Annotated in this window: 28 protein-coding genes; 14 read left to right on the top strand and 14 right to left on the bottom strand. The window is 56.2% G+C overall.

All coding sequences use genetic code 11. The features are described 5' to 3' along the window. The first annotated feature begins 1 nt into the window (after position 1). Positions 2 to 721, top strand: coding sequence for a two-component system response regulator DcuR (gene dcuR, locus B4M48_RS08145; RefSeq protein ID WP_039383949.1), 720 nt, complete (start codon positions 2 to 4; stop codon positions 719 to 721). Here the strand turns inward: dcuR and B4M48_RS08140 are convergent. Together B4M48_RS08140 and B4M48_RS08135 are read right to left on the bottom strand one after the other, a co-directional pair. Next, positions 715 to 1,680, bottom strand: coding sequence for an FAD:protein FMN transferase (locus tag B4M48_RS08140; protein WP_071668757.1), 966 nt, complete (start codon positions 1,678 to 1,680; stop codon positions 715 to 717). The two genes, dcuR and B4M48_RS08140, sit on opposite strands and share 7 nt — an antisense overlap. Positions 1,681 to 1,728: 48 nt before the next feature. Next, the gene (locus B4M48_RS08135; RefSeq protein WP_145339120.1) at positions 1,729 to 4,509 is read right to left on the bottom strand and encodes a flavocytochrome c; all 2,781 of its coding nucleotides are present in this window, start codon (positions 4,507 to 4,509) and stop codon (positions 1,729 to 1,731) included. 588 nt (positions 4,510 to 5,097) lie between these two features. Here B4M48_RS08135 and B4M48_RS08130 point away from each other — a divergent pair. Both B4M48_RS08130 and fumA read left to right on the top strand, forming a co-directional pair. Beyond that, positions 5,098 to 6,609 (top strand): anion permease, encoded by a 1,512-nt coding sequence (locus tag B4M48_RS08130; RefSeq protein ID WP_039383942.1) that lies wholly within the window; start codon positions 5,098 to 5,100, stop codon positions 6,607 to 6,609. 165 nt (positions 6,610 to 6,774) lie between these two features. Next, on the top strand, positions 6,775 to 8,418 hold the full coding sequence (gene fumA, locus B4M48_RS08125) for a class I fumarate hydratase FumA (protein ID WP_071668755.1): 1,644 nt from the start codon (positions 6,775 to 6,777) through the stop codon (positions 8,416 to 8,418). 74 nt (positions 8,419 to 8,492) lie between these two features. On the opposite strand, the gene B4M48_RS08120 is transcribed toward fumA, so the two are convergent. Next, the gene (locus B4M48_RS08120) at positions 8,493 to 8,654 is read right to left on the bottom strand and encodes a hypothetical protein (protein ID WP_158086449.1); all 162 of its coding nucleotides are present in this window, start codon (positions 8,652 to 8,654) and stop codon (positions 8,493 to 8,495) included. Between the two features lie 97 nt (positions 8,655 to 8,751). After that, complete coding sequence (locus B4M48_RS08115) at positions 8,752 to 10,272, bottom strand: aldehyde dehydrogenase family protein (protein WP_039383936.1); 1,521 nt, start codon at positions 10,270 to 10,272, stop codon at positions 8,752 to 8,754. A gap of 248 nt (positions 10,273 to 10,520) precedes the next feature. Between B4M48_RS08115 and B4M48_RS08110 the strand changes: the two genes are divergently transcribed. After that, positions 10,521 to 11,084: a class I SAM-dependent methyltransferase gene (locus B4M48_RS08110; RefSeq protein WP_039383934.1), complete on the top strand. Its 564-nt coding sequence runs from the start codon at positions 10,521 to 10,523 to the stop codon at positions 11,082 to 11,084. Here the strand turns inward: B4M48_RS08110 and B4M48_RS08105 are convergent. Further along, entirely contained in the window at positions 11,063 to 11,776 is a 714-nt protein-coding gene (locus B4M48_RS08105) for a glutamine amidotransferase (protein ID WP_250340976.1), read from the bottom strand. The two genes, B4M48_RS08110 and B4M48_RS08105, sit on opposite strands and share 22 nt — an antisense overlap. A 251-nt stretch (positions 11,777 to 12,027) precedes the next feature. On the opposite strand from B4M48_RS08105, the gene B4M48_RS08100 reads away from it, so the two are divergent. Beyond that, positions 12,028 to 12,912, top strand: a complete 885-nt coding sequence (locus B4M48_RS08100; RefSeq protein WP_039385807.1) for a DMT family transporter — start codon at positions 12,028 to 12,030, stop codon at positions 12,910 to 12,912. A 114-nt stretch (positions 12,913 to 13,026) separates the two neighbouring features. Here the strand turns inward: B4M48_RS08100 and B4M48_RS08095 are convergent, their stop codons facing one another. The 3 genes from B4M48_RS08095 to ghrA are packed head-to-tail and all read right to left on the bottom strand — an operon-like array spanning position 13,027 to position 15,309. Continuing rightward, positions 13,027 to 13,587, bottom strand: a complete 561-nt coding sequence (locus B4M48_RS08095; protein ID WP_039383933.1) for a TorD/DmsD family molecular chaperone — start codon at positions 13,585 to 13,587, stop codon at positions 13,027 to 13,029. Between the two features lie 24 nt (positions 13,588 to 13,611). Beyond that, positions 13,612 to 14,349 carry a phosphatase gene (locus tag B4M48_RS08090; protein ID WP_071668754.1) on the bottom strand — a complete coding sequence of 246 codons (738 nt, stop codon included), beginning with the start codon at positions 14,347 to 14,349 and terminating at the stop codon, positions 13,612 to 13,614. A 21-nt stretch (positions 14,350 to 14,370) separates the two neighbouring features. After that, positions 14,371 to 15,309, bottom strand: a complete 939-nt coding sequence (ghrA, locus tag B4M48_RS08085) for a glyoxylate/hydroxypyruvate reductase GhrA (protein WP_288656379.1) — start codon at positions 15,307 to 15,309, stop codon at positions 14,371 to 14,373. Positions 15,310 to 15,513: 204 nt separating this feature from the next. Here ghrA and treA point away from each other — a divergent pair, with 204 nt between their 5' ends. Then, a complete protein-coding gene (treA, locus tag B4M48_RS08080) occupies positions 15,514 to 17,193 on the top strand; it encodes an alpha,alpha-trehalase TreA (protein WP_052246482.1) in 1,680 nt (559 codons plus the stop codon). 68 nt (positions 17,194 to 17,261) lie between these two features. Here the strand turns inward: treA and B4M48_RS08075 are convergent, their stop codons facing one another. Continuing rightward, positions 17,262 to 17,510: a GlsB/YeaQ/YmgE family stress response membrane protein gene (locus B4M48_RS08075; RefSeq protein WP_039383925.1), complete on the bottom strand. Its 249-nt coding sequence runs from the start codon at positions 17,508 to 17,510 to the stop codon at positions 17,262 to 17,264. A gap of 171 nt (positions 17,511 to 17,681) precedes the next feature. Here B4M48_RS08075 and B4M48_RS08070 point away from each other — a divergent pair, with 171 nt between their 5' ends. Together B4M48_RS08070 and B4M48_RS08065 are read left to right on the top strand one after the other, a co-directional pair. Then, positions 17,682 to 18,413, top strand: coding sequence for a flagellar brake protein (locus tag B4M48_RS08070; RefSeq protein WP_071668912.1), 732 nt, complete (start codon positions 17,682 to 17,684; stop codon positions 18,411 to 18,413). An 89-nt stretch (positions 18,414 to 18,502) separates the two neighbouring features. Beyond that, positions 18,503 to 19,630: a mechanosensitive ion channel family protein gene (locus B4M48_RS08065; RefSeq protein WP_039383923.1), complete on the top strand. Its 1,128-nt coding sequence runs from the start codon at positions 18,503 to 18,505 to the stop codon at positions 19,628 to 19,630. A gap of 15 nt (positions 19,631 to 19,645) precedes the next feature. Here B4M48_RS08065 and emtA read toward each other — a convergent pair whose 3' ends face one another. Next, the gene (gene emtA, locus B4M48_RS08060; protein ID WP_082032656.1) at positions 19,646 to 20,275 is read right to left on the bottom strand and encodes a membrane-bound lytic murein transglycosylase EmtA; all 630 of its coding nucleotides are present in this window, start codon (positions 20,273 to 20,275) and stop codon (positions 19,646 to 19,648) included. Between the two features lie 164 nt (positions 20,276 to 20,439). Here emtA and ldcA point away from each other — a divergent pair, with 164 nt between their 5' ends. Together ldcA and B4M48_RS08050 are read left to right on the top strand one after the other, a co-directional pair. Further along, positions 20,440 to 21,363: a muramoyltetrapeptide carboxypeptidase gene (ldcA, locus tag B4M48_RS08055; protein ID WP_039383921.1), complete on the top strand. Its 924-nt coding sequence runs from the start codon at positions 20,440 to 20,442 to the stop codon at positions 21,361 to 21,363. Between the two features lie 23 nt (positions 21,364 to 21,386). After that, a complete protein-coding gene (locus B4M48_RS08050) occupies positions 21,387 to 22,049 on the top strand; it encodes an MBL fold metallo-hydrolase (RefSeq protein WP_288656948.1) in 663 nt (220 codons plus the stop codon). Here the strand turns inward: B4M48_RS08050 and B4M48_RS08045 are convergent, their stop codons facing one another. The 3 genes from B4M48_RS08045 to B4M48_RS08035 form a co-directional block, all read right to left on the bottom strand. Then, a complete protein-coding gene (locus B4M48_RS08045) occupies positions 22,050 to 22,463 on the bottom strand; it encodes a GNAT family N-acetyltransferase (protein ID WP_039383918.1) in 414 nt (137 codons plus the stop codon). Between the two features lie 19 nt (positions 22,464 to 22,482). Beyond that, positions 22,483 to 22,866, bottom strand: coding sequence for a hypothetical protein (locus tag B4M48_RS08040; RefSeq protein WP_039383917.1), 384 nt, complete (start codon positions 22,864 to 22,866; stop codon positions 22,483 to 22,485). Between the two features lie 151 nt (positions 22,867 to 23,017). After that, a complete protein-coding gene (locus tag B4M48_RS08035) occupies positions 23,018 to 23,197 on the bottom strand; it encodes a hypothetical protein (RefSeq protein ID WP_039383915.1) in 180 nt (59 codons plus the stop codon). A 204-nt stretch (positions 23,198 to 23,401) separates the two neighbouring features. On the opposite strand from B4M48_RS08035, the gene B4M48_RS08030 reads away from it, so the two are divergent. The 3 genes from B4M48_RS08030 to B4M48_RS08020 all read left to right on the top strand — a co-directional run bounded on the left by B4M48_RS08030 (position 23,402) and on the right by B4M48_RS08020 (position 24,716). Next, the gene (locus B4M48_RS08030; RefSeq protein WP_039383913.1) at positions 23,402 to 23,731 is read left to right on the top strand and encodes a hypothetical protein; all 330 of its coding nucleotides are present in this window, start codon (positions 23,402 to 23,404) and stop codon (positions 23,729 to 23,731) included. Between the two features lie 62 nt (positions 23,732 to 23,793). Further along, on the top strand, positions 23,794 to 24,345 hold the full coding sequence (locus tag B4M48_RS08025; protein ID WP_039383911.1) for a hypothetical protein: 552 nt from the start codon (positions 23,794 to 23,796) through the stop codon (positions 24,343 to 24,345). A 122-nt stretch (positions 24,346 to 24,467) separates the two neighbouring features. Continuing rightward, the gene (locus B4M48_RS08020) at positions 24,468 to 24,716 is read left to right on the top strand and encodes a DUF883 family protein (protein WP_065649559.1); all 249 of its coding nucleotides are present in this window, start codon (positions 24,468 to 24,470) and stop codon (positions 24,714 to 24,716) included. Between the two features lie 39 nt (positions 24,717 to 24,755). Here B4M48_RS08020 and B4M48_RS08015 read toward each other — a convergent pair whose 3' ends face one another. Next, positions 24,756 to 24,953 (bottom strand): DUF6404 family protein, encoded by a 198-nt coding sequence (locus B4M48_RS08015; RefSeq protein ID WP_039383907.1) that lies wholly within the window; start codon positions 24,951 to 24,953, stop codon positions 24,756 to 24,758. A gap of 293 nt (positions 24,954 to 25,246) precedes the next feature. Between B4M48_RS08015 and B4M48_RS08010 the strand changes: the two genes are divergently transcribed. Further along, on the top strand, positions 25,247 to 26,503 hold the full coding sequence (locus B4M48_RS08010; RefSeq protein WP_039383905.1) for a mechanosensitive ion channel family protein: 1,257 nt from the start codon (positions 25,247 to 25,249) through the stop codon (positions 26,501 to 26,503). Positions 26,504 to 26,512 lie beyond the last annotated feature (9 nt).

Below are 26,512 nucleotides of genomic sequence, written 5' to 3'. Positions count from 1 at the left end.
CATGATTAATGTTTTAGTGGTTGACGATGATGCCATGGTTGCCGAACTCAACCGCAGTTTTATCGGTCAGGTACCCGGTTTTAACTGCTGTGGTACGGCGGCAACGCTGCAGCAGGCGCGCGATTTTTTATTCAATAGCGACACGCCGATCGATCTGCTGCTGCTGGATATCTATATGCAGCAGGAGAATGGCCTGGATCTGCTGCCTGAGCTGCGAAAAGCGCAAAGCCCGACAGAAGTGATTATTATCTCCTCTGCGGCTGATGCAGAAAATATCAAAACATCGCTGCACTACGGGGTGGTGGATTATCTTATTAAGCCGTTTCAGTTTCCGCGTTTTGAAGAGGCGCTTACCAGCTGGCAGCAGAAAAAATCGCTGATGGATAACCACCAGCACTATCAGCAATCTGACGTCGATCTGCTGATCCACGGCAATCCGGCAACGCATCACGACAATAAGCGTCTGCCCAAAGGCCTGACGCCACAAACGCTGCGCACGCTCTGTCAGTGGATAGATGCGCACCCCGCACAGGAATTCTCGACCGATGAGCTGGCTGCAGAGGTGAATATTTCACGCGTCTCCTGCCGCAAATATCTCATCTGGCTGGCGCAGATCAATATTCTGTTTACCAGCATTCACTATGGCGCCACCGGACGTCCGGTCTATCGCTATCGTCTGCAGCCGGAATATCGCTCGCTGCTGCAGCAATATTGTCAGTAGTGCAGTTTCCACGTGGTATCAGCTGGCCGGAATCGGTAGTGACGCGGTGAAGAGCAGACGATCTGCCGATCGCGGGTGACAAAAATGGCATCGATGTCGGACTGGCTGGCGAGCCAGTTCAGTCCCTGTTCTGTGCCCATGCCATACAGTAGCGTGGTATAGATGTCGCCATCCAGCGAGCGGTCACTTATCACCGTCACGCTTAACAGTTCATTATCCAGCGGATAGCCGGTACGCGGGTCAAAAATATGGTGCCAGCAGCGCCCCTGCTGTTCAAAGTAACGCTCATAGATCCCGGACGTGACGACTGATTTCTCCCGCACCTCGATTACGCCGAGTAACGCGTTATCGTCAGCAAAGGGCTTTTTCAGCCCAATTTGCCACCCCTGCGGTTCATGCGGGGGCGCACCCAGCGTCTGCACATTGCCGCCAAGATTGATCAGCGCCTGCGTCACTCCCTGCTGACGCAGCCACTGCTGCACCCGATCGGCAATATAGCCTTTGGCTATGGCACCGAGATCGATCTCCATACCGCGCTGCGGCAGATAAACCGACTGCGCCGCAGCGTCCAGCACGACCTGATGCGGGTTGGTAAGGGGCAACAGCGCGGTGATGTCAGCGGCAGCGGGCACGCTGTTGCCCTGAAAACCAATTTTCCAGCGCTTAACTATCGGACCAATGGCGAAGTTGAACGCGCTGTCCGGCAGCGTGCTGACCGTATGGGCCACCTGAATCAGATTAAACACTGCGGGACTGACCGCCACCGGTCGCTCGCCAGCGGCATGGTTAATTGCCATGACCTCTGACTGCACCCGGTTGACGGTAAACAGATTCTCCTGCTGTGCAATCAGGCGAAACACCTGCTGTGCCAGCGCGGCGTTATTTTCAAAGAGTTTCAGCAGCACAGGCGATCCCATCTGAACGGCTGAATAGCTGTAGACACCTGCCTCGTTAGCCATAGTTGCCTCATTACTACCGGTGCCCGCGCAGACGGGCACCGGTGCAGGTTAATTACCTAAGGCGAGTTTAGCGGCGTTATGCCCCGCTTTGATACCAAAGATGATGATATCCGCTACGGCATTCCCGCCGATGCGGTTGGCGCCGTGAATACCGCCGACCACTTCCCCGGCAGCCCAGGCGCCGGTGATCGCCTGGTTCTGTGCATTCAGCACTGCGGTTTCCGTGTTGATGGTGACGCCACCCATGGTGTGATGAACGCCAGGCGCCACGCGAATAGCGTAGTAAGGCCCCTGATTCAGCGGATGGCGCAGCGCCGTTTTGCGGCCAAAATCTTCGTCATGCTGGTTAATCACACACTCATTGTAGCGACCCAGCGTACTCTGCAGTGATTCCTGGTCCATATTGAGCTTAACCGCCAGCTCGTGCGGCGTGGGTGCGCTGATGACAAAACCTTTGGCGATATATTCATCAGCGGCTTTGTTATTACGGCGCACCTGCTCATCGAAGATGATCCAGGCACTTTTCTCCGGCAGCGCAATAATCTCCGCAGAGACTTTATCGCGCGTCTCCATTTCGTTATAGAAACGCTTGCCCGCCTGGCTTACCAGAATTGCCCCGCCGCCACGCATCGCTTCTGAAATCAGATAGGAGGTGGTCTGTTCAACCGTAGGATGGATCTGAATCTCGCCCATATCAACCGTACCGGCGCCAATATGCTGCAGCATCGCGATGCCGCTGCCGGTGGCGCCGGCGTGGTTAGTCGTGACAAAGCCATCCAGTTCCGGGCGATATTTCACTACCATCTCCCGGTTGGCGCTGAAGCCGCCGGTGGCAACAATCACACTTTTTGCGTTGAGAATGCGGCTGTCGTTATACTCATCCACCACCTTAACCCCGGTTACCACGCCGTTTTCACACAGAATTTCAGCGACTGAGGTCTCAAGTAGCACCTCAATGTTGCGCTGGTTAACATTTTTCACCAGCCCGCTGATCAGGAAGCCCCCTACCGCTGAGCGATCTTCAGGCCGGTGCGTACGGTCAATGCTCATTCCGCCCGTGATAGTGATATCGCTGAGCTCAATCTGCTTCGCTGCCAGCCACTCGATAGCTTCCGGCGCGCGTTCGACAAACTCATGCAGCAGTTGCGGATTATTTTTACCTTTACCGCCTTTCAGCGTCTCTTCATAAAACAGCGCTTTGCTGTCTTCAATGCCTTTCAGCCTCTGATAGCGCGTCTCGGCGGCGTTCATCCCTACTGACGCCTTAATGGTATTTCCGCCAATGGTGGGCATTTTTTCAATCAGTACCACGCGGGCGCCGTCGTCATGTGCCTGAATAGCCGCCGCGAGACCTGCGCCGCCGGTGCCGATGACCACAACATCGTAATTGACCGGCGCGTTCGGGTTGCCCCCTTCCTCAATCACATACTCTTTGCTGGAGGTTGCCAGCGCACGCGATACCGCTTTTTTCAGCGCCTCGCTTTGCGTAGTGGCCCCGGTAACCGCATCGACGTGCGGACTGTTTGCAACCAGAATGCGCTCGCGCAGGCTTTCAAACGTACTGGTGAAGTCAACATCCAGCGCTGGATCCGGCACCAGTTCGATGTCGGTAATACGATCGGTATCCAGCGTGACGTTGATTTTCAGCTTCAGCGCTTCCGCCTCTACCTTCGCCTGATACACACCGGCTTTATATTTGCGATGGCCGTCGCTGACGTCGCGGATCATGGCGTCCACCAGCGAGAAGCGCCAGAGCGGCTCCGGAATTGTCAGCTCCTCGCGTTTGGTACTGTCGATGTAGAGTTCAAGGTGCTCATTGTTAATAATGCGATCCGCCCAGTTGGGCCAGGCGATACAGGCTTTCCCGACGGCAACCAGATCGAAGCCCGATTCCAGCGCCAGTTCGGCATCCTCTTTATTCACCACGCCGCCGACGCCAATAACCGGAATGCGGGCCAGCTGTGCTGAACGCTGCGCAATGTATTTGGTAATCAGAGGCGTGGGGTCGCTGGTGTCAACAATGGAAGGACGCAGCAGCTGACCGACGGAGAAGTGCACGTAATCAAGGCCGCGCGCGGCGAGCTTCTCCAGCAGATAGAGGGTGTCATCCCAGCGGATACCGGGCACTTCAATCTCTTCCGGTGAAAAGCGATAGCCGATAATAAAGTCTGCGGCAGCAAAGCGATCGGCCATCTGATGCGTGATTTCCAGGACCTCCAGCGGAAAGCGCGCCCGGTTATCGCGACTGCCGCCCCATTTGTCGCTGCGCTGGTTGGAGTTAGGCGAATAGAACTGCTGGATCAGATAGGTATTGGCACCGTGAATTTCCACGCCATCAAAACCCGCTTTGATGGCACGGTTCACCGCATCACCAAACTTTTTGATCATGACATCGACTTCATCTGCGGTCAGCGCCTGCGGTGTGGTGGCCCCTTCGCGCGGCGCCGCGATGGCGCTGGGCGCGACAGGCGTTTTCCCGCCAATCAGCGCCGGCTCAACCATGCGGCCACCGTGGTAAATCTGCAGGATAGCTTTAGAACCCTGAGATTTGATCGCGTGGGCTATTCTGGCCAGTCCCGGGATCTTGTTGTCGCTGTCGATGGCGATGGCGCCAGGAAATGCCGGACCACGATTATCGATAAACGCACACTCTACGATGACGGTGCCGATTGTGCCGGCACGCACCCGATAGTAGTCAACCAGATCGCTGGTGACGCCACCGTCGTAATAGCCGGTACATGTTGTCATGGGTGCCATCACCAGACGATTTTTCAGCACGGCACCTTTAGGCAAGGTAAGGGGTTTTAGCAGCGGGGTAAGCGTGTTCATGATAAGCGACTCCGAAAATCAAAAATGAAATTCAATTCCTGGCAGTGTGACCGGTTAAATAATTAAAGTGGTCCGACTTCATGCTGTAAATATAACATTTAATTTAGTTACATAACTTATATCATTAGTTATATAAACTACCGATAAGGAAAGCCTATTTTCAGCAGGGAAGGAGCGTAACGCGTTCCGCTAAGTTTCGTTCAAAACTTGATTAAAATCAAAGTTAATTCAACTCACAAAAATAAACTATATATTTCATTGACTTAAAAATCACACGCCTGCCAGATATTGGAAAGAAAGCGCTTCACATCGTGCATTATATCGTGAGGCACGCCCTGAATAAGCGTCATAACACACTGAAAATAACGCAGATAAAAATAAGCGCTTTATTTTATTGATCTGGATCAAAATAGGTATTTTAATTAATCGCATCATAACGGCATAAATTAGATAATTCGCGAAACAAAATTGCTTTCTGCTTTAACACAAGCGTCATGAACTTCCTGTACTGATGCCGCAAAATGGATCATCCAGGTATAAAGGCACTGGTACTGATATCGCATTCTTCTCAACGTGCAGACAAAAACTATGAACCTATCAACGCAATCGCATGAACCCACCAAAGCGCCGCCTGCGGCGCCGGGTAAAAAAAATCGCCTGCTGATGCTCTGCCTGCCGGTACTGGTTGCACTCCTGTTGCTGCTGGTGCCGACGCCTGCCGGACTGGAGCCCTACGCCTGGCACTTCTTCGCCATTTTTGTCGGTGTTATTGTCGGCCTGATTTTTGAGCCGCTGCCGGGCGCCGTGATTGGGCTTACCGGCGTGGTGGTCATCGCTCTGTTTAGCCAGTGGGTGCTGTTTAGCCCGGCAGAGCTGGCCGACCCGGCATTTAAAACGGCAGCGCAGTCGTTCAAATGGGCAGTCAGCGGCTTCGGCAACTCTACGGTCTGGCTGATTTTTGGCGCCTTTATGTTTGCAGCCGGCTACGATAAAACGCAGTTTGGCCGCCGGCTGGCGCTGATTCTGGTAAAATATCTCGGTCGCCGCAGTCTGACGCTGGGCTACGCGATTACTTTCGCTGACCTGCTGCTGGCGCCGTTTACGCCGTCTAACACCGCCCGCAGCGGCGGGACTATCTATCCGATTATTGCCAACCTGCCGCCGCTCTATGGCTCTAAGCCTAATGACCCCAGCGCCCGCAAAATCGGCTCTTATCTGATGTGGGTGGCGATTACCGCAGCCTGTATCACCAGCTCGATGTTTCTCTCTGCGCTGGCCCCTAACCTGCTCGCACTGGCCCTGGTTAAGAGCGTTATTGGTTTCGATATCAGCTGGGGGATGTGGTTCCTCGCTTTCCTGCCGCTGGGGATCCTGCTGATTCTCACCATGCCGCTGCTGGCTTACTGGCTCTATCCGCCGGAAGTCAAAGTCAATGATGAGGTACCGCGCTGGGCGACCGCCGAGCTGGAAAAGCTGGGCCGCCTGTCGCGCAATGAGATCCTGCTGCTGCTGTTTGTCGTCGCGGCGCTGATGATGTGGATTTTCGCAACGGCATGGATAGAGCCCGCTATGGCCGCGCTGCTGGTGATTGTGCTGATGCTCTGGACCGGCGTACTTAACTGGAGTGATATCACCAGCAATAAAGCCGCCTGGAACACCTTTGCCTGGTTTGCCACGCTGGTGGCGCTGGCCGATGGTCTGGCACGCGTCGGTTTTATTGCCTGGCTGGGCAAAGAGGGGGCGGTGCTGCTACAGGGTTACGATCCTCAGGTCTCCGCAGTGGTGCTGCTGATTGCCTTTTATCTGCTGCACTATCTGTTTGCCAGCACCACGGCGCATACCACCGCCCTGCTGCCCGCCATGCTGACTATTGCCGCCTCAATTCCAGGCATTAATATGCCGGTGTTCTGCCTGATGATGTGTACCTCGCTGGGTGTGATGGGCATTATCACCCCTTACGGTACCGGCCCAAGCCCTATCTATTACGGCAGCGGCTATCTGCCGACCAAAGATTACTGGCGGCTTGGCACCATCTTTGGCGCCCTCTTCCTGGTGGCGCTGATGGTTATCGCTTATCCCTGGATGGTCATGATGTTCTGATGATGTTGCTTTGATGTTAAAAAACGCAGCCGCGTCAGCCTGTTTCAGTGTTACTATGCTCGCCAGTCAGCTCCTGATACGGGCTGGCGAGAGAAAATAGCACCACAGATCGCCTAATTTGCCGCCCGCCGCGCAGGCGGGCAACACGAAGCTAAGTGAGCCAACATGTCGAACAAACCCTTCTATTACCAGAACCCCTTTCCTCTCGCCAAAGATGATACTGAATATTACCTGCTGAGCCGCGAGCACGTTTCGGTCGCCAGCTTTGAGGGCGAGGAGGTGCTGAAAGTCGCACCAGAAGCGCTGACGCTGCTGGCGCAGCAGGCGTTTCATGACGCCTCTTTTATGCTGCGCGCCTCACACCAGCAGCAGGTTGCCGCTATTCTGGCGGATGATGAAGCGAGTCAGAATGACAAGTATGTCGCGCTGCAGTTTCTGCGTAACTCAGAAATCGCTGCTAAAGGCGTACTGCCAACCTGCCAGGATACCGGCACCGCGATTATCATGGGTAAAAAAGGCCAGCGCGTCTGGACCGGCGGCGGCGATGAAGCGGCGCTGTCGCAGGGCGTCTATAACACCTATATCGAAGATAATCTGCGCTACTCGCAGAACGCCCCGCTGGATATGTATAAAGAGGTCAATACCGGCACCAACCTGCCGGCCCAGATCGATCTCTACAGCGTGGATGGCGATGAGTATAAGTTCCTCTGCATCGCTAAAGGCGGTGGTTCAGCGAACAAGACCTACCTCTATCAGGAAACCAAAGCGTTAATCACGCCGGCAAAATTAAAAAACTACCTGATTGATAAAATGATGTCGCTCGGCACCGCTGCCTGTCCGCCCTACCATATTGCATTTGTGATCGGTGGCACCTCTGCGGAGAGCACGCTAAAAACGGTTAAGCTCGCCTCAACGCATTACTATGACTCGCTGCCAACGGAAGGCAACGAGCACGGTCAGGCGTTTCGCGATATCGTGCTGGAGCAGGAACTGCTGGAAGCGTCGCAGCAGCTCGGACTGGGCGCGCAGTTTGGCGGTAAATATTTCGCTCACGACATTCGCGTGGTCAGACTGCCGCGTCACGGTGCCTCCTGCCCGGTAGGCATGGGCGTCTCCTGTTCTGCTGACCGTAACATCAAAGCTAAAATCAACCGCGATGGCATCTGGATTGAGAAGCTGGAAGATAATCCGGGACGCTATATTCCGGAAGCGCTGCGCCAGCAGGGCGAAGGCGAAGTGGTGCAGGTAGATCTTAATCGCCCGATGCAGGATATTCTGGCCCAGCTCTCCGCTTATCCGGTGGCTACCCGCCTGTCGCTGAACGGCACCATTATTGTGGCGCGCGACATCGCTCACGCCAAACTCAAAGAGCGTATCGATAATGGCGAAGGGCTGCCGCAGTACATTAAAGATCATCCGGTCTACTATGCCGGTCCGGCCAAAACGCCGGAAGGACACGCGTCCGGTTCCCTCGGCCCTACCACCGCAGGCCGGATGGACTCTTATGTCGATCTGCTGCAGTCGCACGGCGGCAGCATGGTAATGCTGGCCAAAGGTAACCGCAGCAAACAGGTGACTGACGCCTGCCATAAGCATGGCGGATTCTACCTGGGCAGTATTGGCGGCCCGGCAGCGGTACTGGCGCAGCAGAGTATTAAAAGCCTTGAGTGCGTTGAGTATGCCGAACTGGGCATGGAGGCGATCTGGAAAATTGAAGTGGAAAATTTCCCGGCGTTTATTCTGGTCGATGACAAAGGTAACGATTTCTTCCAGCAGATCCACAATCAGTGCTCTGCCTGCGTAAAGTAAAGCGCTGAAGCAGACCCTGTAAAAAATCCGCGGCACCAGGCTGCGGATTTTTTTATTAATCTGAGAGCGCTTTCTTATGCGCGCAGCGACATTTCCCGCGCGGCGTCGCGCTCGGCACTCTGCTGGCGCGCATGCTGCAACGCATCATAAGTGGGCAGATTGACGCTGATAATGTCCTGTTCGACCGCATCCAGCACCTCATCGTGCTGCTCCATATAATCATATCCTGCGTTCATGATCTCTCCTTTGCGCAGAGGCGTTTCTCATATCCTGTCCTGCAAAGATGACAGGTTTATGAAAATATAGCCTCTGCAGCGACCGCCGGTACGAAAATCAGAAGAACCCGAGCGGCTGTGTGCTGTAGCTCACCAGCAGATTTTTAGTTTGCTGATAGTGATCCAGCATCATTTTATGCGTCTCCCGCCCGATGCCCGATTTCTTATAGCCGCCAAACGCAGCGTGAGCCGGATAGAGATGGTAGCAGTTAGTCCAGACGCGTCCGGCTTTGATTGCTCTCCCCATACGGTATGCGCGGTTGATATCCCGCGTCCAGACGCCAGCGCCAAGCCCGTAAATCGAATCATTAGCAATGGCCAGCGCCTCCGCTTCATCTTTAAACGTCAGTACGCCGACCACCGGTCCGAAAATCTCTTCCTGAAATACGCGCATGCTGTTGTTGCCTTTCAGCAGCGTGGGCTGAATATAGTAGCCGCCGCTGAAGGCTTCGCCAATCTGCTCAACGTTACCACCGTGCAGCACTTCCGCCCCTTCCTGCTGCGCAATCTCAAGATAAGAGAGGATCTTATCAAACTGCTGCTGCGACGCCTGAGCGCCAATCATGGTTTCCGTATCCAGCGGATCGCCACGTTTAATGGTTTTGATGCGCTTCATCACGGCCGCCATAAAGGGCTCAAAAATCGATTCCTGCACCAGCGCGCGCGACGGACAGGTACAGACCTCACCCTGGTTCAGGAAGCCGAGCACAACCCCCTCGGCCGCTTTCTCAATAAAGCTCTCCTCCGCCTGCATGATATCTTCGAAAAAGATATTTGGTGATTTTCCGCCCAGCTCCACCGTGGACGGGATCAGGCTTTTTGCCGCCAGCTCCAGAATATGGCCGCCGGTCGCTGTTGAGCCGGTAAATGCGATCTTGGCAATGCCCGGATGCGATGCCAGCGCTTCGCCCGCCTCTTTGCCGTAGCCGTGCACCACGTTAATGACGCCGGGCGGGACCAGATCTTTGATCAACTCAACAAACAGCGTGATGGAAAGCGGCGTCTGCTCGGCCGGTTTCAGCACCACGCAGTTACCTGCGCCCAGCGCCGGTGCCAGCTTCCAGGCGGCCATTAGCAGCGGGAAGTTCCACGGAATGATCTGCCCCACCACGCCCAGCGGTTCATGGAAGTGATAGGCAGCCGTGAACTCATCGATTTCGGCGGCGCTGCCTTCCTGCGCCCGGACACAGCCGGCAAAATAGCGGAAATGGTCCACCGCCAGCGGCAGGTCAGCGGCCAGCGTTTCGCGTACCGGCTTGCCGTTATCCCAGGTTTCATTAACGGCGATATATTCCAGATTTTGCTCCAGGCGGTCAGCAATCTTCAGTAACACCAGCGAGCGCGCCTGCGGTGAGGTCTTGCCCCACTGCTCTGCCGCCGCCTGAGCCGCCGCGACCGCATTATCAACATCTGCCCGATCGGAACGCGGGAATTCGCCGATTGCGCTGCCATTAACCGGTGAGGTGTTGGTAAAATAGTGACCGTTAACCGGCGCAGTAAACTCGCCGTTGATAAAGTTGCCATACTGCGATTGCAGAGTGATCAGAGAACCCTGTTCTCCCGGAGCAGCGTAACGCATGGTATTTCCCCTTACAGAGCGAATGGAAGTTAACAACTTTTAAACTGTTGATTAACATTGCGCGATCGTTTTTAGCCTGTCAGGTCTGCAGGCGGGAAACTGTGAGCCGACGCGGGAAATCGGTGTTAAAGCGGGACAGAATCATTTGTGCCGGAATGTTCTGAGTTTGGCTTTTTTGCCGCGCTAAAGCGAAACCTGAGCGTTATCTGTGGTCAATACCCTGCAGACCACAGATTCAGGAGAGAAAGATGCTGGCTTCAGCCATGATGCTAATGCGGGCCAAAGCGAACTTTGTACAGCAGTTTATTCGCGATCCGCGCACAATCGGCAGCGTCACCCCTTCATCAGCGGCGTTATGCCGCTGTATGTGCAATGCGGTAGAGTGGGATAGCAGCCTGCGGGTGGCTGAACTGGGCGCCGGCGATGGCGTGCTGACCCGCCAGCTGCTGTCGCGTATGGTACCGGCCGCGCAGCTTGACGTGTTTGAAATTAATCCGCAGCTGGCAGCAGAACTGCGTCAGTGGCACGATCCGCGCATGCAGGTCCAGGCACACTCAGCGGAGCTGCTGCAGGGTGAATATGACGCTATTTTTTCCGGCCTGCCGCTGCTGTCGCTGCCTGCGGCCACGCGTCACACCATTCTGAGCGCGGTGCATAATGCGCTGGCGCCCCAGGGCGTATTTGTCCAGTTTCAGTACACCTCGCTCACCCGGCACGATCTGTCGCGCTATTTTGTCTGGCAGCGGCAGCGGGTGCTGAAAAACATGCCGCCCGCCTGGGTCTATCGCTGTCAGCGCTGCGACGCTTCCTGATCCCGGGGCCGTACCTGCTGCCAGAAGCGCTGCAGCAGCGTACGCGCCCAGTCAGTATCCCCCATTACCGCGCTATCCGACTGTACGTCAGCCGGTGTACAGGCCGTCATGATCTCGCGACTGAACTCCGGATGAAACTGAACGGAAAATGCCTGCGGCGAGTAGCGTAACACCTGACACGCATCCAGCGCTGAGCGCGCCAGAACCGTGGCCTGCGGCGGCGGGGCCAGTACCGACTGCCGGTGCGACAGCCAGGCGGAAAAGTGTGCCGGCAGTCCGTTCAGCCAGGCATCCGAAGCGGTCCGCGTCACGGTCTGAAGCCCGCGCTCCCAGCCGCGGGGATTATCGCCCACCTCACCCCCCAGCGCATACGCCATCAGCTGATGGCCGTAGCAGACGCCAAGCAGCGGCAGCTGCGCCTCTATTGCGCCGCGTATCCAGGCCGCAGTGCGCTCACTCCATCCTGCGTGGTCGGTTACCATCGCCCAGGAGCCGCTGAGGATCGCCCCGCTAATCTCCTGCCAGCCGGGAAGTGCGTCACCCCGGTGCGGACGCACGATAATATAGTCATCCGCCTGCAGCTGCAGCGCGTCAATAAACCACGCAGGCTGTTCGCCAATTTTCGCCACCACCTGCGGGGGCGGAACTTCAAGCTGTATTAATGCCAGGGGTAAAGTATAACGCTCCGTCATTGCCGGCATGCTCCTCTGCTGCGTCCGCTGTTAAGCTCTACTGTGACAGCAATTGCCAGCCGTGTCTTATGTTATTCCGCAACATGCTTATGCAGAAGCGGATGTCAGGATAGCGCTCAGATAATAGTATGTTGTAATTATAAGGTGGCGATTTTGCTGTTGAGTGCTAAACCGCCAGGTTGATGTGTCCTGTGCGGCAGGCTTCATGCCATTATTAAGCGTAAGTTCATTTTTCTGTGAAGGATAACAGCGTGGCCGTACGGCATTTTTTTCTGATTCTGTTTGTGGTTTCAATCTGGGCGTTTAACAACGTGGCGGTTAAATGGGGCCTTCTGGAGCTGCCGCCGCTGTTTCTGACGTGGATGCGCTTTGTCGTGGTCGCTCTGATTCTGGTGCCCTTTTGCCGTGTCACGCGCGCGCAGCTGCCGTGGCTCATTACCCTCGCATTTACCTTTGGCTTTATGCATTTCTCGCTGCTGTTTGTCGGCATGCGCTATACCGATGCCGGTACGGCGGCTATCGTTGTACAGCTGGGCACACCCATTGCGATGCTGCTGGCGATGGCAATCCTGAAAGAGAAGCTGCGGCTGGTGCAGCTGTGCGGCATCGCTATCTCTCTGAGCGGCGTGGCCGTGCTCTCGGGCAGCCCGACTATCCCTGCCTGGTGGGTACTCTGTATCCTGCTGTGCAGCGCGTTTGGCTGGGCGGTCAGCAACATGATTGTCAAAAAGTCGCCGCCTATTAGTCCGCTGACGCTGACCGGCTGGATCTCATTCCTCGCCGTGCCGCTGGTTGGCGCTGCCTCATGGCTGACAGAGTCGAATCAGTTCAGCGCCCTGCAGGCGGCGGGCTGGCACGGCTGGTTCGGCATTCTTTACAGCGCTATCGCCTCTTCGATTGTTGCCTATACGCTGTGGTACGCCCTGCTGAAAAAATATAATGTTAATCTGATCATGCCCTATTCGCTGCTGACGCCGGTGCTGGCTGTCATCATGGGCGTGACGGTGCTGGGCGACAGCATGAACAGTTTCAAAGTATTTGGCGCATCGCTGGTGGTGCTGGGCACCGCCATTGCCGTGCTTAACCTGCGCAATCTGCGCATGCACGCACGTTTTCCGCGTCTGCGCCGGCGTTAGTCTCTCTTGGCTTAACCTGCATCCGCCGGAGTCTGCAATCTTTAGCCGCACGTCACTGCTTGTTGTGCAGCTGCAGCGAACGCCTCCGGCAGCCGCTCCCCCTGCGGGGAACGATTACGCCTGCGGCGTATCGTCTTCGCTCAGCTCATCATACATCGTCTGGATCGCCTCGCGGCTCAGCTCAGCCAGCGTACGATAAAACGCCGTGGTGGCGTGCGCTTCAACTTTGCCGAGGAACGCACCGCACCACGGCAGCAGATAAGATTCAAACAGCGCGCGCTGCGCGTCTGATTCATCTTCTGCAGACTGATCTTCCAGCCACGACGCCGCCAGCAGCAGTACGCCAAAGTGATCGGCAGGCGCGTCACTGAGCGGCATGCCGCGCGCGCTGAGAAACGCCCGGATCTCCGCTTCCGGCGCGCCTTCCGGCCACTGTGACGCGTAAGGCGGCACGCTGCACTCCTGACCGACAAACAGCGCGTTGTAATCCGCTGCCAGCGCCTGCGGATCGCTGCTCTGCTGCAGACGCGTCAGCAGCGCATCCTGCTCCAGCGGCCACTGTGCCTGCATTTTGCCTTCGCGCAGCAGCGTAAACAGCGGCATCAGCAGCGGATCCTGGGGCTGACGGTTAAACAGGGAGCCGATCACCCGGCAAAGCATAGAAAATTCATTCATCTGGCAGCATTCCTCACTACAACATTAAAAATCCAGTAATTCCGCGATCCGTTTACCGCTGCGCTGCTCCAGAAAATCGAGCAGGCGGCGCGGCGTGACATTTAACACCCGATCTTCAGGGAAATCCACCTCGCGCGTAATGCGCAGGCAGTGCTCAAAATGCCCCAGCGTAAAGGCGGTATGGGAATCGGAGCCAAATGCCAGCTGTCCGCCCGCGTCACGCACCGCCTCCGCAATCGCGCGGCAGTTAGGTTCACTGCCCGGACGCGAATGGGTAAACGAGGAGTTATTGATCTCCAGCGCCACGTTGTAGTGGGCTGCGGCTTCGGCAATGGCGCGAATATCCACCGGGAATTTGGGGTTGCCCGGATGGCTGATGATATGCACCAGCCCGCCTGCCATCGCGGCGATCATCGCCTCGGTATGGTGTGCTTTATCGCGCGGCGTGTAGACCGGCTCGTGAAAGCCCGCCACGATCAGATCCAGGGCATCCAGCATCGGCCCGCTGCAGTCGATCTCGCCCTGCTGATTCTTAATGTTCGCTTCAATTCCGCGCAGGATGCCGACGCCGTCAACAACCCGCGGCCAGATACGCATATTAATGAAATGCCAGTGATGCGGCGCATCCGCCATATCGGGGCCGTGGTCGGTAATGGCAAATAGCTTCAGGCCGTTCTGTTTCGCCTGGGCGACATAGTCATGCAGCGTGCTGTAGGCGTGCGTGCTGGCAACGGTGTGCATATGCAGATCAACGGGATACATATTTTGCTCCTCTGAGATAAGTTAATAGCCGCGCTGGCGATCCACGCGCCCCGGGGGCTGCTGCCCTGTTTCCAGCTGCTGAATGGCGCTGGCGATGGCGTCCATCGCCTGCTCCGGCAGCGTAATGGCGGCACTGTGTGGCGTGAGGGTAACGTGCGGATGCTGCCAGAGCGCATTTTCCGCCGGCAGCGGCTCCTGCTGAAAGACATCCAGCGCGGCGGCGGCAAGTTGCCCGCTGTTGAGCGCTGCCAGCAGGTCCGCTTCAACCACGTGCGCGCCGCGCGCCAGGTTAAGAAAGTATGCGCCGTGCGGCAGCGCGCGCAGGAAATCAGCGTTGATAAGATCGGTGGTTTCCGGCGTGGCGGGCAGCAGATCAATCACGACCTGACAGCCGGCAAGGAAGTCGTGCAGCGCGGCGGCACCGTGGAAGGCGTGCACGCCAGGCAGGCTCTTCGGCGTGCGACTCCAGCAGCGCAGCGGGAATCCCCACTGCTGCAGGCTCTCCAGCACGCTGCGGCCCAGTACGCCCGCGCCAAGCACGCCAATGGTGAAGGCGTCGCGCGCCGGCAGCGGCAGCGGCTGCCAGCAGTGCGCCTGCTGCTGGCGCTGATAGTCAGCAAAGCGGCGATACCAGCCCAGCACGCACCAGTTCGCATACTCCTGCATCTGCTGTGCCATGCCGGTATCCTCAAGGCGATACAGCGGCGCCTGGGCGCTGAGCCTGTCAGAATGCTGACGCTGCTGCTGCAGAAGTTCATCGACGCCCGCTCCCATCGCGAACACTCCCTTCAGGCTTCGCTGCGCCAGCATCTCCACCGGCGGCGAACGTACAACGGCATAATCTGCACGACCACTATCGCCCGGCTGCCACAGCCGGACTTCCGCGTCCGGCAGCCGCCGGCCGAGGCCCGTGAGCCAGCGCTGCACGTCCATTGACGGGTGATACCAGATAATCTTCATACGCCTCCTTATTTTCTTTCAGCCTCCGGTAAACCGCGCGGCGGAGCAAGTAAAAACCGTCAGCGGCAACAATTTCCCACGTAATTACCCGGCAGCGCTTCACATTTCCATCGCCCTGCAGCGCCAGCCAGCACGATAGCGACTAAAGTTGGTTGAGTGGTCAATACGTTAGCGCACCACGTTTTCGGACAAGGAGAAAAACCGATGAGAAAAAATGTCATATTGATGCCCGCGCGCCTCTCTCTGCTGCTTACCACTGCCCTGCTGGCAACCAGCACGCTGGCCCATGCCGAAACCGGAAGCCGGATGCTGAGCCAGCAGCCGCAGCCGCCCGATGTACGCCTGGGGCCGCTCTTCAGCGCCGTGCAGAAAGCGCAGTTCTATCCCGATCAGAAAACCTTTGCTGACGCGATCCCGAAATACGATCCCGCCTCGATTCTCGCTGACTGGCAGATGCAAAAGAAGCAGCGCAATTTCGATCTCAAACGCTTCGTTGACATGAACTTTACCCTGCCCAAAGAGCAGGATAAATATGTACCGCCCGCCGGGCAGAGCCTGCGTGAGCATATCAACGGTCTGTGGCCGGTGCTGACGCGCAGCACGCCTGATGCCAGCCAGTATGATTCACTGCTGCCGCTGCCGAAACCTTACGTTGTGCCGGGCGGGCGTTTCCGCGAGGTCTATTACTGGGACAGCTATTTCACCATGCTGGGCCTGGCGGAAAGCGGTAACTGGGACCGCGTGCAGGATATGGTCGATAACTTTGCCACCGAACTCGATCGCTACGGGCATATCCCTAACGGCAACCGCAGCTATTATCTCAGCCGGTCACAGCCGCCGTTCTTTAGCCTGATGGTGGACCTGCTGGCCACGCATAAAGGCGATGAGGTTTACCGGCACTATCAGCCGCAGCTGCAGAAAGAGTATGACTACTGGATGGCTGACAGCGACAGCGTGGCGGCCGGTCACGCCAGCAAGCGGGTGGTAAAGCTCTCCGATGGCACCCTGCTTAATCGCTACTGGGACGCACGCGACGTGCCGCGTACAGAATCCTGGCTGGACGATGTGAAGACGGCAGAAAAAACCCCGGAACGTGACAAACCGCAGCTCTGGCGCGATCTGCGCGCCGGCGCGGCGTCGGGCTGGGATTTCAGCTCGCGCTGGTTTACCGATGCGCATAGTCTCGCTTCGATCCGCACCACAGCGCTGGTGCCGGTCGATCTCAACAGCCTGCTGTTTCATCTGGAGCAGACGCTGTCAAAATCAGCCAGGCTGGCAAAACAGGATGACCAGGCAAAAGCGTTTGCCGCGGCGGCAGAAAAACGCCAGGCCGCAATCAATCGTTATCTGTGGGATGAGAAACAGGGCTGGTATGCTGATTACGATTTCAGTAAAAAACAGGTTCACAACCAGCTAACGGCGGCCGCTCTTTTCCCGCTCTATATGCAGCTGGCCGGAGATAAACAGGCTGAACGTACCGCCTCTGCAGTTGAAAAACAGCTGCTTAAACCTGGTGGTCTGGTGACAACCACGGTCAATAATGGCCAGCAGTGGGATGCACCTAATGGCTGGGCTCCGCTGCAGTGGGTAGCGGTAGAGGGGCTGGAGCATTATAACCAGCCGCAGCTGGCACGACAGATTGGCCAGCGCTTTCTGCAAAACGTCCAGCAGACCTATGACAAAGAGCATAAGCTGGTAGAAAAATATGTGGTTGAGGGCGCGCAGCTGGGCGGTGGCGGTGGCGGCGAATATCCGCTGCAGGATGGCTTTGGCTGGACCAACGGCGTGACGCTGATGCTGCTGGATAAATATTGCCCGAAAGAAAAAACCTGTAACAGCGCCAGTGATATCCCTGATATGCCGGCGCTGCAGCGTGCGAATTAATTTCGCACCGGCTACAGCCGAAAAAAAACCGCAGCCCCGGGGCCGCGGTTTTTTTTATGCGGGCAGAATTAACTGCGCACTTTACGGTAGATAAACAGCACGACAATGGCGCCGATCACCGCAACAACAAAGCTGCCGAAGTTGAACCCGTCAACTCTGCCAAAACCAAACAGGGTACTGATCCAGCCGCCGACAACCGCACCGATAATACCCAGTACCACGGTCAGGATAAAGCCGCCGCCATCTTTACCTGGCATAATCCACTTAGCGAGAATACCGGCGATCAGACCAAAAATAATCCATGAAAGAATACCCATTTGTTGCTCCTTACGTTATGAATCAAGGTGTTCACTGCGATAAGTATAGACGGGATTTTTTTCCCTGCAGCGCGACTGCCGCTTTAATCATCAGCCAGCCGCTAAAGCTTCAGAGCGTTACGCCGATAATCGTCGCATAACGATGATATGCGCAGCAGCGGGGAGCAGGATGTGAAAGATGCCGATAACGAACAGTATCTCAAGCGGGGTACGTTAGCGGTTTTGAATGTGATGAGGGATCTGTCGCGCTACCAAACTCCGCTAATGGTGACCTTTAATCGCGGGCAGTTTATCAGCCGCCTGCTGGTTGCCGATGAGGAGTGCATCATTTTCGATCTGGGCAGCAATGCGCTGAGCAATGAGTGGGTGCTGGAGAGTCCCGACTTCAGCGTCTGCGCCGAAACCTACGGCGCCAAAATTGAGTTCACCCTCGCTGCCCTGACGCTGGTTGAATATGAAGGCTTACCCGCATTCAGCGCACCGCTGCCGGCGTGCGCCTGGCAAATCCAGCGCCGCGAATTTTTCCGTATCAACGCCCCGCTGGAGCCGGTTTTCTGGTGTTACACCCGGTGGCCGGACGGCAGCCCGGCGCGCTTTCGCCTGCAGGATCTTTCGCTGGGCGGGGTCGGGGTATTGCCGGAAGGGCCGCTGCCGGAGGGCCTTACCCGGGGGGATAAGTTCAGCCAGCTGCGGGTTGAGCTGGGTGAATTTGGTCAGTTTGAGGTCACCGCAGAGCTGCTGCATATTGGCGAGCGCAGCGTAGTCCGTAAAGGCGAAGCCTGCGTAATACCGCGGCTGAGCTTTCGTTTCACTGCCATTGAGCCCGTGCAGGAGCGCCAGCTGCAGCAGGTGATCTTCGCGCTTGAACGGCTGGCACGTGATAAGGCGAGCCGCTTTCAGTAACTGCCGTTACGCCTGCAGGATATCTCAGACAGGCTATGCTTCTCCTTGCCCTTTATTTTAACCAGCGCCCGGCAAGGAGAAACTCCCCCATGGAAAACTGGCTTTCAGCCTCTGGCTGGCAACGCATTTTTCTTAATCAAACCGTCTGGATCAACAGCGCTATCATCCTCTTTGGCACCCTTATCGTCTGGTGGCTGCTGCGCACCGCTATCCGCTTTGTGTCGAATCGTATCGCCCGCTACAGCGAACAGCGCCACGTGCGCTTCACCGCCATTCTTGTTGAGATCCTGCGCAGCACCAGCCAGTCGCTGCTGCTAATCTTCTCCCTGCTGATTTCGCTGAAGTTTGCGGACCTGCCGGCCAACTGGAGCGTGGCGATTGCCCACAGCTGGTTCCTCGCGCTGATTTTGCAGTTCACCCTCTGGATCGACTGCGGCATCCGTTTATGGCTGAAAAGCATGCTGCGCGATCCGCTGCACGTGCGTAATCCGGTCACCACCGTGATCCTCGGCATTCTGCTGCGGGTGGTGGTATGGGTAATGATGCTGCTGGCGATCCTCTCCAACATGGGGATCGACATTACCGCACTGGTGGCCAGTTTAGGCGTCGGCGGTATCGCCATTGCGCTGGCGATTCAGACCGTGCTGAGCGATGTGTTTGCGTCGCTGGCGATCGGCTTTGATAAACCGTTTGAGCACGGTGATTTTATAGTTTTCGGCGATATCGCGGGTTCCATTGAGCACATCGGCCTGAAAACCACGCGTCTGCGCAGCCTCGGCGGCGAACAGATTGTCTGCTCAAACACCATTCTGTTACAGCAGACGATCCACAACTACAAACGGATGCAGCAGCGGCGCATCGTGTTTAAGTTCGGCATTAACTACGGTACGCCGGCGGAGAAAGTGCGGCAGATTGGCGGCATGGTGAAAACGATTATCGAAGGCGTGCCCGACACCCGTTTTGACCGGGCGCACTTTCTCTCGTTTGATGAGTCGCAGCTGACGTTCGAAGTGGTCTATTTCGTGCTGAGCGCGGATTACAATGTTTATATGGATATTCAGCAGGAGATTAACCTGCAGCTGATGGCGCAGCTGGAGCAGAAGCAGATCCGCTTCGCCTTCCCGATGCGCCGCGTCGAGTTTACCGGTGGGGTACTGCCGCGTATCAATCTCAGCGATGCGTCCAACGAAGCACCGGCACAGAGTGCGCAGCGCTAAGCTGCGCACCGCGCGCTAGCCAATTGTGCGGTAGGCGGTGGTCACTTTCCACAGATAGCGCGGTGCCTGCGCGGCCGGATGTTTGTTTTGCACGTGCTGGTAAAACTCATCCGGCGACATCGCGTTAATCATCGCAATGGCGCGGTCGCGGTCGCGTGAGAAGGTGCGCAGTAGCGCACCGGCTCCATTGGCATAGGAGACAATGGTGGCGTAGCGCAGCGTCAGCGGATCGCGGATACCGGCCAGCGCCGACTCCTGCAGAATACGCAGATAGGCGACCCCGATATCGATGTTTTTAGCCGGATCGCGCAGCTCGGCCGTTGAGGGCTGCCCGTGACGGCCCTGCACGCGATAGACTTCGCGCCCCGCCGTCGAGGCTTTGATCTGCATCAGACCCACCGCGTTAGAGCGGCTTACTGCAGCAGGATTACCGCCCGATTCGACACTGATAATGGCGCTGATTAACTTCTCATCAACGCCATAATGAGTGGCAGCATCTTCTGTAAACAGCGCCCAGGCATCATTAATTTTTGAGGGCGGAGCCTGAGTGAGAGGCGTATTGCGCTCAGGCACTCTGGGTTTTTCCGGTTCACTGGCACAGCCTGCCAGCAGTAAAGCAGAGAGCATAAGTAGTCGAAATTTCACTGTTTTTCAGGTTCCGCTATAAGAGAGGCGCAGGCTATCATAGCCATGACGGCCGGCAGTAAAATTACCGTTATTCTGAAAATGACAAAATTCATTTTGCTGTCGTGACGCCGTTCACGCAGTTTGTCACTATGCACACTTAAGCAGAGAGCAGGAAAAGCGCAATGCACCCAGCCCGTTCCTTTCGTTTAATCGCCCCTTCTGGCTATTGCCACAACCAGGATGCTGCCCGGCGCGGCATTGAGCGGCTTCAGCATGCAGGCCACCGGGTGGAGAATGGCGCAGTGGTTGCCCGCCGCTTTCAGCGCTTTGCCGGTACGGACGCAGAACGTCTGGCGGATATCAATGCGCTGGCTGCATCAGACCCGCTGCCGGACATTATTCTGGCAGTGCGCGGTGGCTACGGTGCGACCCGCCTGCTGGACAAGCTGGATTACCGCAGTATCGCGCAGCGTCTCAGCAGTGAGCCAGTCGCGCTGTGCGGCCACAGTGACTTTACCGCTATTCAGCTGGCGCTGCTGGCGCAGACCGGCCTGATAAGCTTCAGCGGCCCGATGCTGGCCGGTAATTTCGGCGCGGATCCCGTTTCAGCGTTTACCGAACACCATTTCTGGCAGGCCATTTCCTCTCCGGAACTGAGAGTAAACTGGCAGAGTGAAAGCCCGGACTGCGGCAGCTGGCAGGGCCGCCTGTGGGGCGGTAACCTGGCGATGATCTGCGCGCTGATTGGTACGCCGTGGCTGCCGCAGATTGAAGGCGGCATTCTGGTGATTGAAGATGTCAATGAACATCCGTTTCGCATCGAGCGCATGCTGCTGCAGCTGCAGCAGTGCGGCATTCTGGCGCGTCAGCAGGCGATTATTACCGGTAGTTTTACCAGTACCTCCCTCAGCGCCTATGATAACGGCTTCGGTTTCGACACTGTCTGGCAGCGCCTGCGCGATGAGTATCAGCTGCCGGTGATAAGCGATCTGGCGTTTGGACATGCGCCTGATACCGTCACGCTGCCGCTGGGTGCGCATGCTACGCTTGATATGAGTGCCGGCAACGCGCGGCTCAGCATCACCGGACATCCGGTGCTGCGATAATATGACATGCAGGAGATCGCCCTCTGAAGCCGCTTTATGAAGACTTATGGATCTCCACACCGGAATTTCCCGCTGAAGAGACCGCTAATGACCTGATGATGCATGGCTTTATGCTGCGGCATCCGCGCGGCAACCTGCTGATTGGCCGGGTTGAGAATCCGCTTGATCATGAGTTTCTGGCAGAGGCGGGTGGCGTTATTCGTCACTATCTTACGCACTGGCATGAGGCGGCGCCGGGAGCACGGCTTATTCAGCAGCGCTTCAGCAGTGCGCTTTACTGCCACAGCCGCTCGCTGGGGCCGGTTAGCCTGGTGGTTGAGCCGGATGAAACCTTTAGCCGCAGGGAGGTGCATTTTGGCGACTTCCATCTGCTGCCAACGCCGGGCCATACGCCGGGCAGCAGCAGCTATCTTTACCACTCTCCGCTCGGGCAGACCTATCTGTTTGTCGGCGACACCCTCACCTGCGACTACAACCGCTGGATCAGCGTGCTCAAGCCTGACAGTAATTCTGCCGAGCTGCAGCAGTCGCTGGAACTCTACCGCACGCTGCGACCCGATGTGGTGCTGATGAGCACCACGCGGGGTCACCTTTCATGGGTAAAGACAGACCTGTCCGGCTGGCTGGCAGCGATTGACGAAGCGGAGCAGTCGCCACTGGATCTGCGACAGCAGCCGCTGCTGTAGTCAGAGAGCTTTGGTGAGATAGTGGCGCTGATGATGGCGCGGATAGTTATTCAGGCTGAACCGGAGCTGATAACCCTGTTTTTCATAGAACGGACGCGCCTGAAAGCTTGCCGTATCCACCTGCGCATAGACGCAACCCCGCGCCCGCGCTTCGTTCTCTGCTGCCGTTATCAGCCGGGTGCCGGCCCCCTGCCCGCGCAGCGCGTCACTGACCCACAGCATGTCGATACGCAGCCAGTTACCGCAGGTTGATCCTGTCAGGCCTGCTATTTTCCCGCCGTCTGCATCATGAATAAACACGCCCAGCACTTTGATCTCGCTGACGTCAATAAAGCGGCTGTTGAACGCGTTAAGACCCTGTCTGATATCGTCGAGATCCTGCGCAGTAACGCTGTCGGTAACGCTGAGTGACATGGTGTTGTTCCTGTCGGTGTTAAGAAGAGGCGTGCTGACGATCGTCATAACGATCGAGAGAGACGATGGCGGCATCGCGCTTCACTGAACGCTGACAGGGAACCAGTTTGTCGCTCTGCGCATAAACAAAAAAGGTTTCACCGCTCTCTTTATTGATGACCAGCCGGTCGCCGTTGCGAAACCGCGTGATGGCAACGCTGTCGCCCCCTTCAAGGTGGAAACGCTGTTGTCCGGCGGCCACCTGAAAATGCCGCTTCGGCCACATCAGCGTGCTGAGCCCGTAACTGGCGCGGGATACCGTCATCGTGGCCCGCCCCGGACAGGTGATCTGAAATTCACTTTCGCTCCATGCCGGCGCAATCTGACAGGCCAGCAGGCCCGCGGCTATAACCAGAATTTTCATGCTGTTTTCGCCTGAGTGTGATGTAAAGGTTCGCAGGGTAACATAGCGGGAAGCAGATTAATGCATGGCGTGCCGTGCATCAGAGCGGGCGCGCCGAACATCTACATAGTAATAAAGCAGAAACAAAGCCGATATTGCATCGGCCTGAAGCTTACTCTGCGGCCACCTGAGCGGCCACCAGCATCAATGCCAGTCCGGCATCTTCTGGATCGAATTTATGCATCACATTGTGGATCGCCGTAACACAGTTTATGACCTGTTTTTTCTTATCGGCGTCCAGCTGATCTATCGCCTGCTGAAGAATCATTAAGCTGGCTTCTTCTTCTCTCATTCAATTACCCTGTCTTTTTCCTGTCTGGTGCACTGCGCTGGCAAGAATACCGTTTATCTGCTACCAAAGTCACCCCCTTACCTGCTTACCGCTTAACAGTTAAACAAAATGCAAATGGGAAGTGCAGCCAGACCTGCTATGCTCATATAAGCGATACGCGTTATCGTGCCACTGTCAGACAGGGAAAGAACCAGGAACAGGACCATGTTAAGACTGACTTATTTCATCATTATTATTGCGCTGACAGGCTGCAGCTCGACGCCAAAAGGGGTGGATTGTCCCGGTGAGGTGACCACGATTTATGGTCAGTCGCTGGGAAACACTCACGCCTGGATTTTTGATCTGGCGACCGCTTTCTCCGTCAGACGTGACAACGTCACGGTTAGCAGTGGCCCGCTCCACTCGACCGATCGCTTCCGCTATATCCCCTCTGCCATTACGACCGAAGGTTTTTATGCCCAGCGCCTGAGCGATAAACAGTTCCGGCTTATCAATCCTTACGAAAACACCATGATCACCTGGCAGTGTCCATAGCCCGTGCACCCCGCCGCGGGATAGTTTATTGTCAGGGTTTACGCTTGCGGCAGATACCGATAATGGAAAAGAGTCTCGATAATAACGGCTACATCGATTTCCCCTTCCGGGCCACCACCAATGAAGATGGCTCAGTGAATCCCTGCGGGTTTGATCTGACGCAGCAGCCCGAGCGGATCGACGAAATTAAAGCGGGTAATGATTCTGAAAATATGCGCCGGCTGCTGGAAGAGGTGAATCTGCAGGAGGGACTCTTTATGACGCTCGCCTGCGATCGTCAGCAGCGTGAAGACAGCGTCTGCGGATTTATCGACATCGCTTTTCGTCCGGATGTACTGCATACGCATGATGAAGCTGAACAGCTGGAAGCACGCTTTGAGCACTACCTCGGCTGTCAGGAGAGTCAGCATGAGATGCCTGCCGGCTCGCTGGTCAACTATGCGCGCGCCGTGCTGGACTGGGGCTGGTCGCCGCTGCACCTGCGTCAGCAGCGCTATGAAAAAGTGACCGTCCGGTTTTACTGCCAGCAGCCCGAGGATGCTGAGTGGTGTTTTGATCATTTACGCCACTTCCTGGTAAGCTGGTACCCCTCCTGGCGCTGCCGTCAGGGGTAAACCGTTCCTGAACAAGCGTCGTTAAACAGAGATTGTTACATAACCTTTACCGCTGTCGGGTTGCCGGTCCGCCATTCTCTGACTACGCTGAAAGTGACATTCACCACTATCAGGGAGTCAACATGACTGACAAAGCGGAAGCAAAATTGAATGAAGCAGCAGGTGCAGTTCAGGAGAAATTTGGCGAACTGACGGGTTCTTCCCGTCATCAGGCAAAAGGTGCAGCACGGCGCTATCCGGCGCAGGCGAGCTATGCCGTACAGGATGCAGCTGATTGCGTGGTGAGGTCGGTCCGTGACAACCCGACTACGGGTCTGGCCGTGGCTGCCAGCATCGGCGTGATCGTCGGTTTCCTGCTGGGCCGCAAATAATCTGGTCAGCGGGGCCAGCCGGCCCCGCTGTTCCTGCGCTTACGCCGCCGCGCGTCGTGCTTTATAGCGCGCTACCATGGTACGCAGCGCCTGATAGATTAATCCCGCATACAGACTCATTACCACTGCCATGCCCGGTTCTTTTCCCTGCGCCTGCCAGGAGACAAACCACATAAACACGCCCCACAGCAGTGAAAAAAGTAGCCAGCCTTTCACAAACTTCACGATACCCTGCATAGTCTCTCCCCCGATACTGAGCGCTGACGATAGCGGCTTCTGCTGCAAAAGGCACGGCTATCCGGTTCAGGATGTTAACTGCTTCAAACTATGAGACTAGCCAGCGCGCAGATGGCACGGGTAATTATCTGATGCCGCTCGTCAGTCAGGCGGGCTTAGTGGTATAACTGCAGCCGACAGTCAGCGGTGCTGAACTATTTTCTGACTGACACCGCAATTGCGCACGCGTCGCTTATCGCCCCGTACGGCTTTATGCTTGAATTCCCGCCACCCCGGACCGGCTACTGATTAACATGAGCTACTTCTATACATTCCAGAATTTTCTTGCCGGTGACACGGCGCTTGCGGCAACGGTCAGCCTGCTGCTGCTGGTCGCGGCGGCGATGATTGCGCACTTTATCTGTAAATTTTTTGTGGTAAAGGTGGTGCGTAAAGTCTTTTTCAGCGCGCATAAAAATCAGGTACCGCTGGATAAAGATGTCCGCCTGTCGGAAAAACTCTCTAATTTTATTCCGGTCATTATCGTCTACTATCTGCTGCAGTTTATGCCGGGTCTGCCGCAGCATCTGCAGATTGCGGTCAAGACCATCTGCGGCATTCTGTTTTTTATCTATCTTTCGCTGTTCTTTACGGAAGTGCTGGAGATCATCAACATCTCCTATACCAAAAAGTCGCGGCGTAAAAATCACTCGATTAAAGGCTATATCCAGATCGGTAAGATTCTGGTGCACATCCTCTCTGCGATCATGATCCTGGCAATTATGTCGAATAAGTCGCCGGTGATTATTATTTCCAGTCTGGGTGCGGTGGCGGCCGTTCTCATGCTGGTATTTCAGCACACGCTGCTGTCGCTGGTGGCCAACATTCAGGTTTCATCCAATGATGTGCTGCAGCTTGGTGACTGGATTGAGATGCCGGATAACGGCATCAGTGGTGAGGTCATCGATATTGCGCTGCACACCATTACTATTCGCAACTGGGACAACACGCTGTCGCGCATTCCCACGAAGAATTTTCTGACCGAAACCTATACCAACTGGCAGGCAATGTTCTCCTCCGGTGCGCGGCGTATCATGCGCAGCTTCTATCTTGACCAGACCTCAATTCGCTTTCTGGACTATGAGCTGGTGCAGCAGATGATGCAGATACGCGGGGTCAGTGAGCAGCTTTCCGTGCTGATGGATGGACGTGAACCCAGCGCGCCAGGCGACCGCTGGTTTGCCGAAAATGGCCTGACTAATCTGACCATATTTCGTAAATATCTGACCGCCTGGCTGACGCAGCGCGATGATATTAAGAAAGATATGTATATCGTGGTACGGGCACTCAAACCCTCACCCGAAGGGCTACCGGTTGAGGTCTACTGCTTTACCTCTTCCGTCATGTGGGCTGATTACGAAGATTCACAGTCAGCGATATTTGAGTATATCTATGCCATCGTCGGACAGTTCGCCCTGCGGATTTATCAGCATCCGGGCGGCCACGATTTCTGGCGCCTGTCGCAGGCGCGCGATGAGACGCTGCGTCAGAGCGATACAGCAGGCGAATAAAAAACGGGA

Origin of the sequence: Pantoea sp. UBA6567 (genome assembly GCF_002434165.1) — a bacterium.
GTDB classification, from domain to species: domain Bacteria; phylum Pseudomonadota; class Gammaproteobacteria; order Enterobacterales; family Enterobacteriaceae; genus Pantoea; species Pantoea eucrina.
This window is presented reverse-complemented; position numbering and strand designations above follow the sequence as displayed.